The 15,770-nt window shown below is 69.1% G+C and carries 22 protein-coding genes; 14 read left to right on the top strand and 8 right to left on the bottom strand.

All coding sequences use genetic code 11. From position 1 onward, the window contains the following. Positions 1-149 precede the first annotated feature (149 nt). Both ACT53Q_RS08310 and ACT53Q_RS08315 read left to right on the top strand, forming a co-directional pair. The gene (locus tag ACT53Q_RS08310) at positions 150-332 is read left to right on the top strand and encodes a hypothetical protein (protein ID WP_476186187.1); all 183 of its coding nucleotides are present in this window, start codon (positions 150-152) and stop codon (positions 330-332) included. 140 nt (positions 333-472) lie between these two features. Continuing rightward, positions 473-1,045 carry a hypothetical protein gene (locus ACT53Q_RS08315; protein ID WP_476186188.1) on the top strand — a complete coding sequence of 191 codons (573 nt, stop codon included), beginning with the start codon at positions 473-475 and terminating at the stop codon, positions 1,043-1,045. A gap of 25 nt (positions 1,046-1,070) precedes the next feature. On the opposite strand, the gene ACT53Q_RS08320 is transcribed toward ACT53Q_RS08315, so the two are convergent. Then, positions 1,071-1,391 carry a glutaredoxin domain-containing protein gene (locus ACT53Q_RS08320; protein WP_476186189.1) on the bottom strand — a complete coding sequence of 107 codons (321 nt, stop codon included), beginning with the start codon at positions 1,389-1,391 and terminating at the stop codon, positions 1,071-1,073. A 185-nt stretch (positions 1,392-1,576) separates the two neighbouring features. On the opposite strand from ACT53Q_RS08320, the gene ACT53Q_RS08325 reads away from it, so the two are divergent. After that, entirely contained in the window at positions 1,577-1,909 is a 333-nt protein-coding gene (locus tag ACT53Q_RS08325) for a helix-turn-helix domain-containing protein (RefSeq protein WP_476186190.1), read from the top strand. 270 nt (positions 1,910-2,179) lie between these two features. On the opposite strand, the gene ACT53Q_RS08330 is transcribed toward ACT53Q_RS08325, so the two are convergent. Next, complete coding sequence (locus ACT53Q_RS08330) at positions 2,180-2,407, bottom strand: hypothetical protein (protein WP_476186191.1); 228 nt, start codon at positions 2,405-2,407, stop codon at positions 2,180-2,182. Positions 2,408-2,723: 316 nt separating this feature from the next. Between ACT53Q_RS08330 and ACT53Q_RS08335 the strand changes: the two genes are divergently transcribed. The 7 genes from ACT53Q_RS08335 (at position 2,724) to ACT53Q_RS08365 (ending at position 7,967) form a co-directional block, all read left to right on the top strand. After that, positions 2,724-3,584, top strand: a complete 861-nt coding sequence (locus ACT53Q_RS08335; RefSeq protein WP_476186192.1) for a CPBP family intramembrane glutamic endopeptidase — start codon at positions 2,724-2,726, stop codon at positions 3,582-3,584. A gap of 60 nt (positions 3,585-3,644) precedes the next feature. After that, positions 3,645-3,950 (top strand): hypothetical protein, encoded by a 306-nt coding sequence (locus ACT53Q_RS08340; protein WP_476186193.1) that lies wholly within the window; start codon positions 3,645-3,647, stop codon positions 3,948-3,950. Between the two features lie 211 nt (positions 3,951-4,161). Beyond that, on the top strand, positions 4,162-4,377 hold the full coding sequence (locus tag ACT53Q_RS08345) for a hypothetical protein (RefSeq protein WP_476186194.1): 216 nt from the start codon (positions 4,162-4,164) through the stop codon (positions 4,375-4,377). Between the two features lie 12 nt (positions 4,378-4,389). Beyond that, the gene (locus ACT53Q_RS08350) at positions 4,390-4,827 is read left to right on the top strand and encodes a DUF1843 domain-containing protein (RefSeq protein ID WP_476186195.1); all 438 of its coding nucleotides are present in this window, start codon (positions 4,390-4,392) and stop codon (positions 4,825-4,827) included. 95 nt (positions 4,828-4,922) lie between these two features. Further along, entirely contained in the window at positions 4,923-6,371 is a 1,449-nt protein-coding gene (locus ACT53Q_RS08355; protein WP_476186196.1) for a GDL motif peptide-associated radical SAM/SPASM maturase, read from the top strand. Between the two features lie 296 nt (positions 6,372-6,667). Continuing rightward, positions 6,668-7,381 carry a hypothetical protein gene (locus ACT53Q_RS08360; RefSeq protein WP_476186197.1) on the top strand — a complete coding sequence of 238 codons (714 nt, stop codon included), beginning with the start codon at positions 6,668-6,670 and terminating at the stop codon, positions 7,379-7,381. Positions 7,382-7,514: 133 nt separating this feature from the next. Beyond that, entirely contained in the window at positions 7,515-7,967 is a 453-nt protein-coding gene (locus tag ACT53Q_RS08365) for a hypothetical protein (protein ID WP_476186198.1), read from the top strand. A 69-nt stretch (positions 7,968-8,036) separates the two neighbouring features. On the opposite strand, the gene ACT53Q_RS08370 is transcribed toward ACT53Q_RS08365, so the two are convergent. Further along, positions 8,037-9,152, bottom strand: a complete 1,116-nt coding sequence (locus tag ACT53Q_RS08370; protein WP_476186199.1) for a Kelch repeat-containing protein — start codon at positions 9,150-9,152, stop codon at positions 8,037-8,039. A 315-nt stretch (positions 9,153-9,467) separates the two neighbouring features. Here ACT53Q_RS08370 and ACT53Q_RS08375 point away from each other — a divergent pair, with 315 nt between their 5' ends. From ACT53Q_RS08375 to ACT53Q_RS08385, 3 genes are all read left to right on the top strand, one after another. Beyond that, positions 9,468-9,917, top strand: a complete 450-nt coding sequence (locus ACT53Q_RS08375) for a DUF4279 domain-containing protein (protein WP_476186200.1) — start codon at positions 9,468-9,470, stop codon at positions 9,915-9,917. 104 nt (positions 9,918-10,021) lie between these two features. Continuing rightward, entirely contained in the window at positions 10,022-10,510 is a 489-nt protein-coding gene (locus ACT53Q_RS08380; protein ID WP_476186201.1) for a hypothetical protein, read from the top strand. Between the two features lie 13 nt (positions 10,511-10,523). Further along, a complete protein-coding gene (locus tag ACT53Q_RS08385; RefSeq protein ID WP_476186202.1) occupies positions 10,524-10,880 on the top strand; it encodes a hypothetical protein in 357 nt (118 codons plus the stop codon). Positions 10,881-10,890: 10 nt separating this feature from the next. Here ACT53Q_RS08385 and ACT53Q_RS08390 read toward each other — a convergent pair whose 3' ends face one another. Together ACT53Q_RS08390 and ACT53Q_RS08395 are read right to left on the bottom strand one after the other, a co-directional pair. After that, on the bottom strand, positions 10,891-11,538 hold the full coding sequence (locus ACT53Q_RS08390; RefSeq protein WP_476186203.1) for a response regulator: 648 nt from the start codon (positions 11,536-11,538) through the stop codon (positions 10,891-10,893). After that, positions 11,535-12,722 (bottom strand): sensor histidine kinase, encoded by a 1,188-nt coding sequence (locus ACT53Q_RS08395; protein ID WP_476186204.1) that lies wholly within the window; start codon positions 12,720-12,722, stop codon positions 11,535-11,537. The genes ACT53Q_RS08390 and ACT53Q_RS08395 overlap by 4 nt, the downstream gene beginning before the upstream one ends. Before the next feature lie 144 nt (positions 12,723-12,866). On the opposite strand from ACT53Q_RS08395, the gene ACT53Q_RS08400 reads away from it, so the two are divergent. After that, positions 12,867-13,574, top strand: a complete 708-nt coding sequence (locus ACT53Q_RS08400) for a hypothetical protein (protein ID WP_476186205.1) — start codon at positions 12,867-12,869, stop codon at positions 13,572-13,574. 65 nt (positions 13,575-13,639) lie between these two features. Here the strand turns inward: ACT53Q_RS08400 and ACT53Q_RS08405 are convergent, their stop codons facing one another. The 3 genes from ACT53Q_RS08405 to ACT53Q_RS08415 form a co-directional block, all read right to left on the bottom strand. Beyond that, the gene (locus tag ACT53Q_RS08405; protein WP_476186206.1) at positions 13,640-13,852 is read right to left on the bottom strand and encodes a hypothetical protein; all 213 of its coding nucleotides are present in this window, start codon (positions 13,850-13,852) and stop codon (positions 13,640-13,642) included. Between the two features lie 72 nt (positions 13,853-13,924). Continuing rightward, positions 13,925-15,175: a glycosyltransferase gene (locus ACT53Q_RS08410; RefSeq protein ID WP_476186207.1), complete on the bottom strand. Its 1,251-nt coding sequence runs from the start codon at positions 15,173-15,175 to the stop codon at positions 13,925-13,927. Beyond that, complete coding sequence (locus ACT53Q_RS08415) at positions 15,172-15,768, bottom strand: hypothetical protein (protein WP_476186350.1); 597 nt, start codon at positions 15,766-15,768, stop codon at positions 15,172-15,174. Before ACT53Q_RS08415 ends, ACT53Q_RS08410 begins: the two co-directional genes overlap by 4 nt. Positions 15,769-15,770: the final 2 nt, after the last annotated feature.

Raw genomic sequence — 15,770 nt, forward strand, 5'->3', positions numbered from 1 at the left:
ACCCACCGTTGTCGTCCCAGCATCGCATCGTGCTCGGCGCGTCAAGGTCGAGGCGAGTTGCTGCGCAAACCTTGACGCGCCTGCGCGCGATGCGGGTTGGACTCGCCAACGGCGCTCACTCCGGGCGTCGGGCGAAACGGGGTTCCGCCATGTCCAAGCCGCAGTTCCAGCCGTCCAACGTCCTCATCGTCGAAGTCCCGCCGCAGTTCATCGCCCTGTGCGAAGCCAGCGGCGCCAGCCCGCAGGCCACCCTGCGCGGCATGGCCGCCATGCTCTGCGGCCTGCAGTACGATGCCGACAGCCGCCTGGTGCCGCTCGACGGCGCCGTGTGAGGGTGTTCCCGGGTGCGGGCATCGCCTGCGCCCGATGCATCGTGCGAATCTGCAAACGACGTCGGCGTCGTGCTGCGGCTTCCGTTCGAAGCACATGATCCGGCGGCATCCGAAGACACCGCCGCAGACCGGAGGATCGCGTGGAATCAATTGCCGAATACGGGTTTTATCCCGTCACGATGGCGTTCGTGCTCGGCGTCATGTACCTCCATGTCGGCCTCCGCAGCAGGTCAAGCCTCGTCGCGCTGGTGTCCCTTGTCCTCATGCTGGCCTGGTCGTACCTGGCGCATTGGGTGGTGCATGAATTTGTCATCGCCCCCGATGACGTCACGTTCGAGCGGGTGGGCCAGTATTCCGCGCATCCCGTCCTCGACGCGGTCAACGCGGTGGTGACGATCGTGCTGACACTGGTCTTCGTGGTCTCGTTCCTGCTTTCGGCCATTTCCGTTTCCGTGCGCCTGTCGCAGGCATCGACCATGCCGTCGGCACAACCGGGAGTCGATCGTCGGGCGACGAAGGTCCTGTGGATCGCTGCCGCCGCATCCACCGCAATTGCGTTGTCAGCGGCCTCGGTATTTCGCCATCTCGCGGCGATCGGCCCCGAAGATGCCCGCTCGATCCTCGCCGCCGCCATCGCCTTGACGGGCGCCTTCTGTGGCCTGTTGCTCGCCACGATCGCGATCCGCCGGAAGTTAATCCAGGCTGGCAGATAACGCGCAAGGCGGGCTTGAGCCCGCCCTACGGCCGAGCGCTCGCCGTGGACAACATCCGTTGGAGATCGCCGGAATCGAGGCGGTCCATGATGGTGTCGTAGCCGCCGACCAATTCGCCATGGATGTACAGTACCGGGGGCGGCGTCGAATGGGTTGCATTCTGCAGGGAGCGCTTGATGTCCGGGTCCTGCAATATGTTGATCGTGCAGGGGCGGCAGCCGACGTCGTTGAGACATTGCACGACCGAGGCGCCGAAACTGTCCATCGGAAACGCCGCGTTGCCCCTCATGAACAGCACGATCGGGTTTTCTTCGAGTATTTTCTGGAAATCATCACGGGTGGACATGGGAGGTCTGCTTCCGGGTGCATTCGGTGTTGCGCGACCGGCTTCGTGTGGGCGGTGGCGCGCTTGTTCCCGCAATGTAGCGCGTAGGGTGGGCCCCAGGCCCACCCCCGCGTAACGACATCGTCGTGATGGTGGGCCAGGGGCCCACCCCACAGGGGTATCGGTTCGACGGAGGAAGTGATCGCATGGCAAGGCGCGCGCAACCGAAGGACGGCGTCCCGCAGGCATCGGTGACGCCCCATGCCACGCTGCCATCGGCGGCGGGAACTGGCGGCGGCGACGGCGGCAGACCGCCGTTGCCCGGTGTCGTGCTGGCACCGCAACCGACCGCGCTGACCGCTCGGGAAAAGCAATGCCTGCAACTGGCCGCACGGGGCATGCGGCGCCGTGACATCGCGGCGATGCTCGGCACCAGCCTCGCGACGACCTCCTTCTACCTGCATAGTGCCGCGAAGAAGCTCGGCGCGCCTGACGTGCAGACGGCGATCGCATGGACGTCGCCGGGCGAGGTGTCCTGATGCGCCGGATTCGAATGACGCAGGCCAGATCATCGATCTGGTGATTTCGGGTCGGTCATCGCCGGGGGCAGAGTGTCCCGCGTGATAGCGGGGCGAATCGCGCTTGCTCCCATCGCCCGCACTGCATGCGCCGGCATCGAACTCGCAAGGCGGGCTTGAGCCTGCCCTACGGCCTGGATGGGGGCATTGAATTTGTCGCAATGGCTGGGTTGTCGGCCCAGCCATTGCATGTTTCACGAAGCTTGGCCGTTGATTCGCCTTGCTTTCTGCTCAGTCGCGACGACCATCGACGAGCGGGGTGGCCGCGGATTTCGCGGGCTGATAGCCATAGAGGCAGTAGTAGTAACCGGCCTGGCATTCGCTCTCCGGATAATTTTCCGCCAAGCATGCGCGGAATCCCGCTCTGCATTCCTGCGGATTACCGGCATGGCTGCTGGAAATCGGGAAAAGAATAGCGATAGATATCACGAATGCGCCGATCTTCATCATGGTCTTCATGAACAACTCCTTTTGTTGCTCCCCTGTGGTCCGAGTACAGGTGGGGAGATGCGTGGATGCATGAGCGAAGCGTCATGCACCTGACTTGTAGCATGCGGCATCGGTGGGGAACAGTGATGCAGGATGCTGTTGGCGTATGGTCGGATCGGTCATCGCCGAGGGTAGAACGCCCGATGGTGACGATGGGGTGAGGGCCTGCCTCCACGAAATCGAGGCTGCGAATCCCGCTTGCGCCCACCGCCTGCACCGCATGCGCTAGCATCGACCGCGCCGTGCAGCGAGGCCTGCACCTTTCGCAACGACAGGACTGCACGCCATGGACGACCTCGCCGCTTCGCCGCGCCGTACCGCCTCGCCGAAGCGGGCGCTGGCCGTGTTCTTCGCCGTGCTGGTGCCCGCGACGGTCCTGATCGAGACGCTGCTGATCACCGGCGTGTTGCGCAAGTCCGCGCTCGCCTTCTTCCTGCTGATGTGGACGCCGGGCGTCGCCGCGCTGGTCGCGAAGTTCGCCTGCGATCGCAGTCTGCGCATCGGCTGGCGCCCCGGGCCGCCCGGGTATCTGGCCATCGGGTTCTTCCTGCCGATCGTTTATGCGCTGGTGTACTACGGATTCGCGTGGTCGTCCGGCTTCGGCGACTTCTCGCTCGCGGGGCTCGCGGCGGAAGGCGATTACGCGGCGGACTGGGGCGGATTCCGGCGCTACGTCGTCATGCTGCTGACCTCGGGGCTGGCGATCGGCGTGCTGTTCGCGCTGGGCGAGGAGATCGGCTGGCGCGGCTTCCTCGTGCCCGTGCTGCTGCGCACGCGCTCGTTCCTGCAGGCGAGCCTGATCGTCGGCGCGCTGTGGGCGGTGTGGCACTTCCCGCTCATCGTCACCGGCGATTACGGCGACCCGTCGACGCCGCTGTGGTTCCGGCTCGGCTGCTTCTTCGTCTCGGTGCTGGCGATCTCGGTGGTGCTGACGTGGCTGCGGATGAAATCGAACAGCGTCTGGCCCTCGACGCTGCTGCACGCCTCGCACAACCTCTTCATCCAGTCGCTGTTCACCCCGCTCACGCATGCGAACGCGAGCAGCGGCTACGTGATCGGCGAGTTCGGACTGGGGCTCGCCGCGACGACGCTGCTGGCAGCGTGCGCGGTGCTGTGGTGGCGACGGCGCGGGATCGCGTGGTCGTAAGCCGGTATCCTCGGGGCGCCGCAACTGGCCATTTCCCGTTTCCCGGAGCCGCGATTGCCCATGCCGCCCTCGCTGCCGATCTTCCTCGCCCTCGCGGCCGCGTTCTGGGGCGCGAGCGTCTTCATCGGTCGGCGCGGCGGCGTGCGCGATCTGCCCGGCAACTGGACGATCGTGCTGGTCGCCATGATGGCTGCGCTGCGCTCGCTGTACGAGGATCGCCTGCCGCTCAATGACTGGTCGAAGAACGCGCTGTGGCTCGCCATGCTGGCGGTGCCGTACCTGTCGTTGCAGTGGTTCTTTTCGCGCCGGAAGCGGCGGCAGGCGGATGCGCCGGACACGGACGCCGAGCCGCGACGGGAAGGCTGATGCGGCGCGCCATCGCGGCCTCGCGTGCGGCGTGTTCGTGCGTTTCGATCACGATTGATTCCATCACTCGAAACATGTGGAAGCATTCGCGATCCATCGGGAAATCCAGCATTTCGCGTGCATTGAAAATACGAATCGCGTTCGTCGCCATTTGCCTTGACAACGACGAAAGCGCGGTCCTAGATTGACCGCAGGAAGCTTGGACAAGGACATGTCGCAGCATGCCATCGCGCATCGCGCCATGGACACGGTGCGGGTTTCCGACAGGGGGTCGTCGACATTCGGCATCGTTGATCCGGTGCGCGCGATGCCGCTCTCCCGCATCCCGGTGCAGTTCCTTCTTCGGCATGGGCCGGCCCCACTGCATGTCCGGTTGTGCAGGATCTTTCCAGACAAGGAACTGGTGATTCGTTTCGTCCATCCATGACGGAGATTGCCGATGTCGACCCCGAACCCGCATTTCATTCCGCTGTACGGCGTGGCCATGCAGGACGCGCTCAAGAGCGGCACGCTCGCCGATCTGCAGAAGGCCCGCGACGACGCAGTGAAGTTCCTGTCCGACGCGGCCGACGTCGCGCGCCTGCTGCCGCAGGTGGAGAAGGCCCTGGCCGCGCAGGGCGGCGTCATCCGCCCGCTGTACGCGGTCACCATCCAGGACGCGCTGGCGCGTGGCGACCAGGCCGAGATCGGGCGCATCAAGGGCGAGATCGCCGCGTATGCGCAGATGATCGCCAATCCCGAGAGCGGCGCGGTGTCGGTGACGCCGTACGGCCTCGCGATCCAGCAGGCGAAGGATCGCGGTGATCAGGCCGAAGTCGATCGCCTCACGAAAGTCGCCGAAGGCCTGCTGGCGCAGTTGAACGCCGGCAAGACCTGATCGACGCAGTACCGGTTCTCCGGGGTGGCCGGCCGTTCCATGCAGGGATGGGCGGTCGGCCGCCTTCTTCTCATGCACGCATGGCAGGGGACGAGATGGACGAGCTGACGAAGCCGCAACCGGCGCGTGCGCGCAATCTCAACGACCTCAACCGGCACGTGCCGGTGCACGTGGTCTGGGAAATCACGCTGTCGTGCAATCTCAAGTGCCAGCACTGCGGTTCGCGTGCGGGCAAGCGTCGGCCCGACGAACTCAACACGGCCGAGGCGCTGTCCGTCATCGACCAGCTGGCCGCACTGGGCACGCGCGAGATCACGCTGATCGGCGGCGAAGCCTACCTGCGGCGCGACTGGCTGCAACTGGTCGAGCGCATCGCGCACCACGGCATCCGCTGCGGCATGCAGACCGGGGCGCGCGCGCTGACCCGCAAGCGACTCGAGGACGGCAAGCGCGCCGGGCTGTTCGGCATCGGCGTGTCGCTCGACGGCATGGAGGATCTGCACGATCGCGTGCGCGGCGTGAAAGGCGCCTGGCAGGAAGGCATCCGCGCGATCGAGACCGCGAAGGAACTCGGCCTCGGCGCCAGCTGCAACACGCAGATCGGCGCCGAGACGATCGACCACCTGGAGCCGCTGTTCCACAAGCTGATCGAGGTCGGCGCAAGCCACTGGCAGCTGCAGATCACGGTGGCGATGGGCAATGCGGTCGAGAACGACCACCTGCTGCTGCAGCCATATCGCATCCTCGAACTGATGCCGCTGCTGGCGCGGCTCTACACCGAAGGCGTGTCGCGCAACTTCCTGCTGACCTTCGGCAACAACCTCGGCTACTTCGGTCCGTACGAACACCTGTGGCGCGGCTTCGGCGACGAGCGCCTGCACTGGAGCGGCTGCGCGGCCGGGCAGAACGTGATCGGGCTGGAAGCCGACGGCACCATCAAGGGTTGCCCGTCGCTGGCGACCGAAGGCTACGGCGGCGGCAACGTGCGCGACGCCACCGTCGCCGACCTGTGGAACCATTCGCCGGAACTGCATTTCGGGCGGCTGCGCGACATCGAGTCGCTGTGGGGCTTCTGCCGCACGTGCTACTACGCCGATGTCTGCCGCGGCGGCTGCACGTGGACGTCGGACTCGCTGTTCGGCAAGCCGGGCAACAATCCCTACTGCCACTACCGCGCGCTCGAACTCGAGAAGCGCGGCCTGCGCGAGACGATCCGCAAGGTCGCGCCGGCGCCGGACAAACCGTTCGCGATCGGACGCTTCGAGCTGATCGAATCGCCGATTCCCGGTCGCGATGTCGTCGCCACGCCGCCCGCGCTCGAACCGTTCGTGCCGCTGCGCACGCCGGACGCACCGCTGCCGAAGCTCGCGCTGTGTCGCAGCTGTTCGCAGTACGTCTGGCCGCACGAGCGCACCTGTCCGCATTGCCATGCCGACATTGCCGCGGCGGACGCCGCGCATGCGCAGGAAGCCGCGCGGCAGAAGGCGATCCTGCAGGAGCTGCGTTCGGTGCTGGATCGCCTCCGGCAGTTGACGACGCCCTGAGCCGCGCCGCCGCCTTCGCGTCGCGATGCGTGAGATGACGCATCGCCATCCTCATTCCCGACGGCGCGGCCGATCCGCATCACCGAACCGCAACGCAGCGGCATGCGTCGCGATCCGTCTCTCTCGCCCCCTCCCATGGGCGCCGGGCACCGCCTCGCGGTGCCCGGTTTTCGTCGTGCGTCTCCGTCGATTTCGTTGCCGCATGCCTCCGCTTCGGCGATGATCCCGGGCCGTGTCGTCCGCCGTCGACGACCGTGCGGCGCCACGGAATTTCCCCATTCCACAAGGAGCGTTTCATGCAGGCTGGAGCTTCCCTTCCGTTGTCCGATGCGTTCGCGTGCTGGCGGGCCGTGCTGCCCGATGGCCGCCGGTTCGATCTCTGCCTCGACAAGGCCGGGCTCTACGACGGCGCCGCGCGCGGCTTCGCCACGTTGTCCGCCGGCGAGGAACCGCTGCCCTTCTCGGTCGACGGCCGCGCCGAAGGCGAGCGAGTCGACGTGGCGCTGGTCGGGCGCGGGCATGCGCAGGCCTTCCATTTCGTCGGCGTGCGTCGCGAGCAGGGATTCGAAGGCGAACTCCGCGAACCGGCCACGGGTGCCGTGCACGCGATCACGTTCGCACGCGCGCCGGTGCACCCGAAGGCCGCGATGCCGCTGAAGGGCGGCCCGGATCCGGTGCCGGTCAACGTGACCTACGACGTTTCCACGAGCGGCGGCTCGTTCCGTTTCGCCAACTTCACGATCATCCCGTGGCCGATCGGCACCTGGCGCGGCAGTCGGCTGTGGGGCGCCACCGACGGGTTCGTGTACCTGAGCTTCAGCGTCATCGACCTGTTCGAGGACGTGCTGGTGTGGAGCATGACCGTCGGCCTGTCGCCGGTGGGCACGCTGTACTGCCGCCGTTCGCAGCTGGGCCCGAACAAGACCGCCGATCTCGTCGACGGCACGGTGCTTTGGCTCGATGATCGCTGGACCAAGGTCACCGGCCACATCACCCAGAACCAGCGCTGATCTCGATCAGGTCGATGCGACTGCGCCGATGCGGTCGCGCACGATGCGCGGCCGCACGGCTCGCGTTGCCGCCAAACCGGATCAAGTCCGTCATGGGATGATGCGGCGTCGACGGGCGACGTGGAGGCGGACGATGACGCGATGCCTGCGGGCGATCCTGATTGGCGGTGCGATCGGCGGCGCGGGCGATCTCGCGTTCGCGCTGGTCAACGCCGCCGTGCACGACAGGACGCCGATGTTCCTGCTGCAACTGATCGCGAGCGGCGCCTTCGGCCAGGCCGCGTTCGACGGCGGCCTGCCGATGGCGGTGGCCGGTGCCGCCTTCCATTTCGCGCTGTCGTGGCTGTGGGCCGGCGTCTACGTGGCCGCATCGCGACGCCTGCCATGGCTGATCGCGAAGCCGTGGTCGTCGGCCTTCGCGTTCGGCACGCTCGTGTTCCTCGCGATGCGGCTGGTCGTGCTGCCGCTGTCGGCGTTTCCGTTCCCGGTGTCGTTCAAGCCGGTGCCGAGCCTGCTCGACCTGCTGTCGCACCTGTTCCTGTTCGCGCTGCCGATCGCCTGGGCGACGCGGCGCTGGTGTCGCTGAGCCGCCGATACGCATTCGCGGACGATGCAGGAGACGCAGGGCGGCGAACCGCCCCGCGTCCCCCTTCGCTCACTCGCTGTAGAGATCGCTGCTGGCGAGCACGACGTAGGTCGGCGACTTGCCGCCCGCGATCACCGCGACGCCGTTGCCCGCGAGCGCGCCGCTGGGCATGCTGCGCCCGGTCGACAGGTTGCCCGCGAGGCTCCACGTGTTGGTGACGGGGTTGTAGAGCTCGGCGCTGGTCAGCGTGTTGGGCCAGCCGGCGGCGATCAGCACCTTGCCGCTCGGCATGCGCAGCGCGACATGCTGTTGGCGCGCGGCGGACAGCGTGCCGGCGGAGCTCCAGCTGTTGGTCGCGGGCGAATACAGTTCCGCCGTCGCGACCGAGCCGTTGTCCGCGGCGCCGCCGACCACCAGCACCTTGCCGTTGCCGAGCGTGGTCGCGGTGTGCATGCTGCGCGCCGCTGCGAGCGTGCCCGCCGGGCTCCACGTGTTGGTGGCGGGGTTGTAGATCTCCGCGCTGGCGAGCTTCACGTAGCCGATGCCTTCGCCGCCGGAGACCAGCACGCGGCCATCGGGCAGCAGCGCGGTCGCGGGCTCGCGACGCGCGGTCGCCAGCGGCGCCATCGTCGTCCACGTGTTGGTGGCGGCGCTGTAGCGTTCGACCGTGGCCTGCGGCGTGCCGTTGGTGATGACGCCGCCGACCGCGAGCACGTCGCCGTTCTGCAACTGGGTCATGGCGATGCCGTAGCGGCTCTGGTTGAGCGAGCCGGCGCCGGTCCAGGTGTTGGTCGCCGGGTTGTAGAGCTCGGCGGTGCTCTGGATGCCCGTGGCGCCGAGGCCGCCGGCGACCAGCACCTTCCCGCTGGGCAGCACGGCGAGGCCGGCCAGGTAGTGCGAGGCGATGCTGTACGAACTCTGCGTCCAGGTGTTGGTGGCGGGGTTGTAGAGGTCCGCGGTGTAGAAGGCGAAGGCGGAACGCTTGGCGTCGGCGCCGCCGACGACCATCACCCGGCCGTCGGGCAGCGTGATCGCGCTGGTGCCCATGCGCGCGTTGGTCATCGCGGGGCCGGGCGTCCAGCCGGCGGCCTGGGCGAAGCCGGTGACGGCGAGCGCGGAGGCCAGCAGGCCGAGGCCGAGCGCGCGGCGGGTGGAAGGGGTACGACGGGACTGCGTGTGCGTCATGGTCATCCTTTGTGTGCGACGTTGGGGAGTGCACCGTGCGCGCCTCCATGCGCCCGCCGGCGCGACCGGCCCGCGACGGGTCGGCGTGTCCGATGCGCGCGCAGGGCGCACGCATCGCGCGGCGTGTCCGTCGCCGCGGAAAAGTGGGGGGGAAGTCCGCCGGGCGCAGCGTCGGGCGTGCGTCGCGGGAAGGAAAGGATGCGCCCGGGCCGTATCACCGTTCGCGACTGGCGGCATCGCGGCGATGGACGCGCGCGGCGGCACCGGGGCGGACGATGCCGGACGGCGCGCCAGACTGCGCGCTAGACTGCGCCGATGGGCATCGCACACCACTCCCGCTGCACCCTGCGGCTGTACGGCGACGCGCTCGATCCCGATGCCGTCACCGCCGCACTGGGCTGCGTACCGTCGCGCGGCTGGCGCAAGGGCGACCAGCGCGTATTCCCGAAATCAGGGCGGGTGGCGATCGAACGCACCGGCGGCTGGGCGCTGTACGCCGAGGATCGCGAACCCGAGGACCTGCCCGCGCAGATCCGCGAGGTGCTGGATCGATTGAACGACGATCCCGCGGTGTGGGCCGACCTGCGCACGCGCTGCCGCATCGACATGTTCTGCGGCGTGTTCATGGGCTCGCGCAACGACGGCCTCGAATTCGAGCCCGAACTGCTGCATGCGCTCGCCGTGCGCGGCATCAAGCTGTCGCTGGACATCTACCACGCCGAGGACGCGGACGACGCCGGCGCCCCGCCCGTGCCGGCAGCCTGACGCCGCCATCGGCGCACGGGCCGCGTATGATGCCCGGGCCGTTCCGGGGAACGTCCGCAGGACGGGAACGGCGCATCGCACACACACATCACGGGGGCATCATCATGGCGGCATGCGGCGCTTGCGGCACGACCATCCTGTTCGGCGGCGTGGACCATCAGGGTCGACGCTACTGCAACGCGCAGTGCGCGCAGAACGGCGCCATGCTGCAGCTGGCCGGCCAGGTGCCGGACGCCGAAGCGCAGCTGCTGGCGTCGAAGATCCACGCCACGCGATGCCCGAAGTGCGGCGGCGCGGGCCCGGTGGACGTGCACAACGCCTACCAGGTGTGGTCGGCGCTGTTCATGACCAGTTGGAAGACCGTGCGCCAGATCTCCTGCCGCCGCTGTGCGGTGAAAGCTCAGGCGCTGCACCTGGTCGGCAGCGGGTTGCTGGGCTGGTGGGGATTCCCGTGGGGCCTGATCATGACGCCGGTGCAGATCGCGCGGAATATCGGCGCGATGTCGACGCCGCCGTCGCCCGCGCGGCCCTCGCGCGACCTCATCGAACACGCACGACTGGTGATCGCGCAGCACGTCGCGTCGTCACAGTGAGTGAACGACGCCCGTGACGCGGGACAGTGAACGCAAGCCCAGCACCCCGCCTGCCTCGCAAGTGGAGGCAGGTGCGCCGGCGCACGGGATGTGGCGGGAAACGCTGCGCATCACAGGACTTTTCCTGCTGGGGGCGATCGGCGTCCTCGTCTACATCGTCCTGACAAGCTTCGGCGCACCGTACTGGACGAAACTCCTGTCGATCTGGGCATTGTCGATCCCGTTCGTCCCGGTGCAGCGCCGGCATCACTTGCGCAAGACCGGTGGCGACCGCAGTCGGGCGACCTGGACGGCCGCAATCATCCAGGTGGCGCTGTTCGGCGTGCTGATGCTCCTGGCGCTGGACTTCATGCTCCACAGCGGGGCATGAGGCCGTATCGCTACAGCAACCGCTGCGTGATCGCCTTCAGCACCGCATGCGTGCGGTCGCGGCAGTCGAGTTTCACCAGCAGTTCGGAGATGTAGTTCTTCACCGTGCCTTCGGACAGGTGCAGGCTGCGACCGATTTCCTTGTTCGAATAGCCGCCGGCGACGAGGCGCAGGATCGAGCGTTCGCGTTCTGTCAGGCGCACACCGCTGCTGCCGGCTCTGTCGTCGCGCCACGCCGCGCGCACCGGTCCCAGGCTCACCGGCTGCAGCAGCGTTTCGCCCGCCGCCACGCGCAGGATCGCGGCCTTGAGGTCCTCGGGCGAAGCGTCCTTGAGCAAAAAGCCCTGCGCACCGGCCTCCACGGCCTGCATCATCAGCGTCGGATCGTCGAAGGTGGTCAGCAGGATCACCGGCGTGGCGTCGCCGCGTTCGCGCAGCGTGCGCAGCAGGCCGATGCCGCCGAGCCCGGGCATGCGGATGTCGCTGACGATGAGGTCCACCGGTCGCTGCGGCAACGCGGCGAGCAGGCGCTCGGCGTCCTGGCTTTCCAGCGCGATCTCGATGCCGAGGTCGGCCAGCAGGCTCGACAGCCCGCGCAGCACCAGCGCCTGGTCGTCGCACAGCGCGATGCGCACCGCGCGGGTCGCCGGCGCGGTCATGACGCGTGCTCCGGCAGCGCCACGGTCAGGCGCAGTCCGCGCGGCGGCGTGGGCGCGAACGCGAGCGTGCCGCCCAGCGCCTCCACGCGCTCGCGCATGCCGGTGAGGCCGTTGCCGGGTCGCAGGTCCGTCGGCGCGAGGCCGTCGTTCTCGACGAGCAGTTGCAGGCCGTCGGTGACGCGATGCAGGCGCAGGTCGATGCGTCCGGCGCGACCGTGGCGCAAGGCATTCGTGATCGCTTCCTGCGCGCAGCGCAGCAGCGTCTCGGCCCGGTCGATGTCGTCCACGCGCAGGCTGTCCTCGATGTCGATGCCGATGCGCACGCCGGGCATCGGCCGCGCCAGCGCTTCGAACGCGGCGCGCAGGTCGACGCCGTCGTGCGCGCGCAGCGCACCGACGACCTGGCGGATCTGCGCGAGCAGGTCGTCGGCGAGCGCAGTCGAGACGCGCACTTCCTCGCGATCGGCGAGCGCGGGATCGCGCGCCAGCCGGGCGAGGTTGAGCTTCAGCGCGGTCAGACTGTGCCCCGCGACGTCGTGCAGTTCGCGCGAGAGCTTGAGCCGTTCGCCGGCACGCGCGGATTCCTCCAACAGCAGGCGCGTCGCCATCAGTTCGGCGTTGACCTGCGCGAGGTGCTCGCGGGCGCGTTCGCGGCTGGCGGCGTAATGGCCGGTCAGTGCGGCGAACGCCTGGAAGCCGGCGACCGGCACCAGCGACAGCGCCACCATCGACGGCTGGTGGGTGCGCGCATACCACAGTCCGGCAAGGCCAGCGTCGAGCAGCGCGATGAAGCCGATCGCGGATCGCACCGGCATCACGGTCGCGGCCTGCGCGGCGACGATGATCAGCAGCACCGCGGTCTGCCCCGCCTTCAGGCAGGCTTCGGCCGCAACCACCGCCAACCCCTGCAGCAGCACGCCGGCGACGATGCGGCGGTCCGGCGCGCGATGTTCCGGCACCGTGGTGGCGACGAACAGCGCGAGGAAGGCGAGCAGGCAGGCGACACCGGCCCATTGCGCCGGCTCGCCGGCGCGCAGCTGCGACACGTTCAGCGCCACGACCGACACGGCGCACCAGGTGACGTAGGCCGCGATGTTCAGCGGCGTGAACAGCCGCTGCCGCAGCGTGCCGGTGTGCGGCTGGATGAAACCGGGCGAAGCGTCGGCGGAAGGAGCGGTCGGCATGGCGCCAGCATGGCAGCCGCGACGGCACGCCGGAAGTCCGCGGAGGCACGAGGTGACTTTTCTCACCCCCTGCGGGTGACCTCGGGCAGGTACCGGCCACGACGGCCGATCCGGAGACTGTCCGCATTCCCGCAGGAGTTCGCCATGGACACGTTCTACCGCCTTCTGGTCGCCGCGCACGGTCTCGTCGGTCTCGTCGCCCTCGTCACCTTCTGGATCGCGGCGGCCGCGAAGAAGGGCTCACCGCTGCACGTCCGCACCGGCAAGGTCTACATGGTCGCGATGATCGGCATCATCGTCACCGCGACGCCGATGGCGGCCATCATCGGCCTGCGCGGCCACCTGGTGAACGCGCTCTTCCTCGGCTACCTGGCGATCATCACGTCGACCGGCGTGTGGCTGGGCTGGCGCGCGGTCAAGCGCAAGCGGGACCAGACCGGATTCCGCGGCGTTGCCTATGTCACCGTGGCAGTGCTGAACCTGCTGGCGGCCGCGGTGGTGCTGGCGACAGGCCTCGAGATCGGCAACGCGCTGCTCTCCGGTTTCAGCATGGTCGGCGTCATCGGCGGCGTGCAGATGCTGGCGCGCCGCCTGCGGCCGCTGGCGGAAACGCGCTGGTGGCTGCGCGAACACTTCGGCGCGATGATCGGCTGCGGCGTCGCCACCCACGTCGCGTTCCTCTCGATCGGCCTGGGCCGGCTGATCGAGGCCGCGGGCCTGCAGGCGCCATCGTGGTTCGGGATGGTCGCGTGGTTCCTGCCGCTGGCGCTGTCGATCGTGGTCGGCATCCGGCTCAACCGGAAGTACTTTCCGAAGCGTGCGCCCGGCGCGTCGGTGACAGCAAGCGCCTGAATCCGCGCCGCCGGACGACCGCCCCGCCGATCGCGGGGCGGTCGCGTTCCGGTACCGCGATGCCGTCAGCGGGCCACCATGCAGCCGTTCATCGCGTAACACGCTTCGCGCTGTTCCCAGCAGACATCGATGCTCGTGCCGCTGCGCACGCACTGGCGGTACTGGTATTCGCAGAAGGCACAGCCGTCCTGCGATTGGGCGAACGACGACGCGAACAGCAGCGTCGCGGCGAAGCACAGCAGGGTCTTGCGAGTGAGGCGCTTCCTCGTGCGTTCCATCTTCGGCTCCTTGAAGCGTGGCATTGGCCACGGGTGCCCCCTGCGAGCCGGAGCATAGCACCGGCTGCGGGATCAGCAGCCCAGCCGCGCGCGCACCAGCGCGACCACGCGCGCTTCGGCCAGGCCCGGCCGCAGGGCGTCGACGAAGCGGTCCGGTCGCAGGTCGTGATTGCCGTCGAGCACGCGCCGTAGTGCCGGCCCGATCTCGCGCGGGTGGCGCAGGCGGAGCGCGACGCCCGCGGCATCGAGCCGCGCGGCATGGTCGAACTGGTCGTAATCGCGCGGCAGCACCAGCGCCGGCACGCCGGCGCGCAGGCATTCCCACAGCACGCCGGCGCCGCCGTGATGCAGCACCGCACGCATCCGCGGAATCCACGTCGGGTAATCCACCCAGCGATGCCGATGCAGTGCGACATGTGTGCCGGATGCGCCGTCGTCGAGGCGGCCGTCGCTGAAATGCAGTGCGATGTCCGGCTGCGTCTGCGCGACGGATTCGAGCGTCATCGCGAGCGCATCCTTCGCGAAGCCGAGATGCGTGCCCAGTGTCGCCAGCACGAGCCGGCGATCGTCCGGGCAAGCGTTGTCCGGCGGCGGCGCACCACGATCGGGCGGGCTCCACAGCATCGGCCCGACGAACTGCAGCGACGCCGGCCACGCGCGCTCGAATTCGAGTTCGCGCAGACCCAGCGCGAGGATGCACTCGTCGGAATAGGCGGCCTCGCTGCCGTCGTCGCGATACAGCGACGGGAATCCGAGCGCCGCCAGTCGCCGGCCATGCAGGCGATGCACGCCGCGCTTGAACGTGCGCACGGCGCGCGCGGCGACGGCATCGCGCGCGCGGCCGAACGCACCGGTGCCGGGCAACCAGCCGCCGAGATACGCCGGCGGCCCGCCGGGCGCTTCGATCACGCAGGGCGACGGATGCGAGGTCCACCACGGGATGCCGCGCCGCCGCGCGACCGCACCGGCCACGGGCAGCGTGAAGTCGGCGATCAGTAGCTCGGGTCGCTGCGTCGCGTAGCGCGCGTCGAGCGCGGCCGCGAAGGCGTCGAGCAGATCGAGGCTGCGCCGGAACTGCGCATGCAGCCGCAGCGGATGGCTGCCGACCGGATGCGGCGGATCGGTGATCGCATGCAGTGCCGCGTCCGCGCCGGGCACCACGGCCACGCCGTCGAGTCCGGCCGCGCGGATCCGCGCCTGCGCGCCGTCGGTGCTGACCACGGTGACATCGGCGATGTCGCGCAGCGCGCGCCCGATCGCGAGGATCGGATGCAGGTGCCCGGCGAACGGCGGCGCGAGCAGGTCGATGCGCGGGCGGCTCATGTCGTGCCCCGCAGCCAGCCGAACTGCGCACGCGCGGCGTGGACGACGGCCTCGTGATCGAGGTAGTCCATGTGTCCGCAGGGCAATGCCTGCGGCGCGGGACCATCGGCGGGACCGAACCAGCGCGCGATGCGGTCGCGGTCGCCGCGCAACTGCACGCCGGCGATGCCGCTCGGCCAGCGCGGTGCGACACTGCCGTACGCGACGACGCGCAGCCGTGCGCGCACTCCCGCTTCCATCGGTGCGAGCAGCAGATCGAGCAGACCCAGTCCGCAACTGCCGACCAGCAGCAGCGTGCGCGGCGTCGAATCCAGCCATGCGCGCGCGGCAACGATGTCATGCGATGCGAACGGCGACAGCGCGCCGCGGCGTGCGGCCAGGTACTGGCGGCCGTTCGCGACGCTGGCACGCAGCAGCGGCACCGGGCGCCAAGGCGCCGTGCCGACATTCCACGGGAAATTCAGCGCGACGGGGTCGATGCCGTCGGCGTCGGTCGCGAGCGCATCGAGCGTGCGCCGCTGCGCCGGCGACAGCGCGCAGCGCCCCGGATCGCTCTGCCCGGTGAGGAAGGCGATCCGCGGCCGCGGCGCCATGG

Source organism: Lysobacter sp. DMC97 (assembly GCF_056313745.1).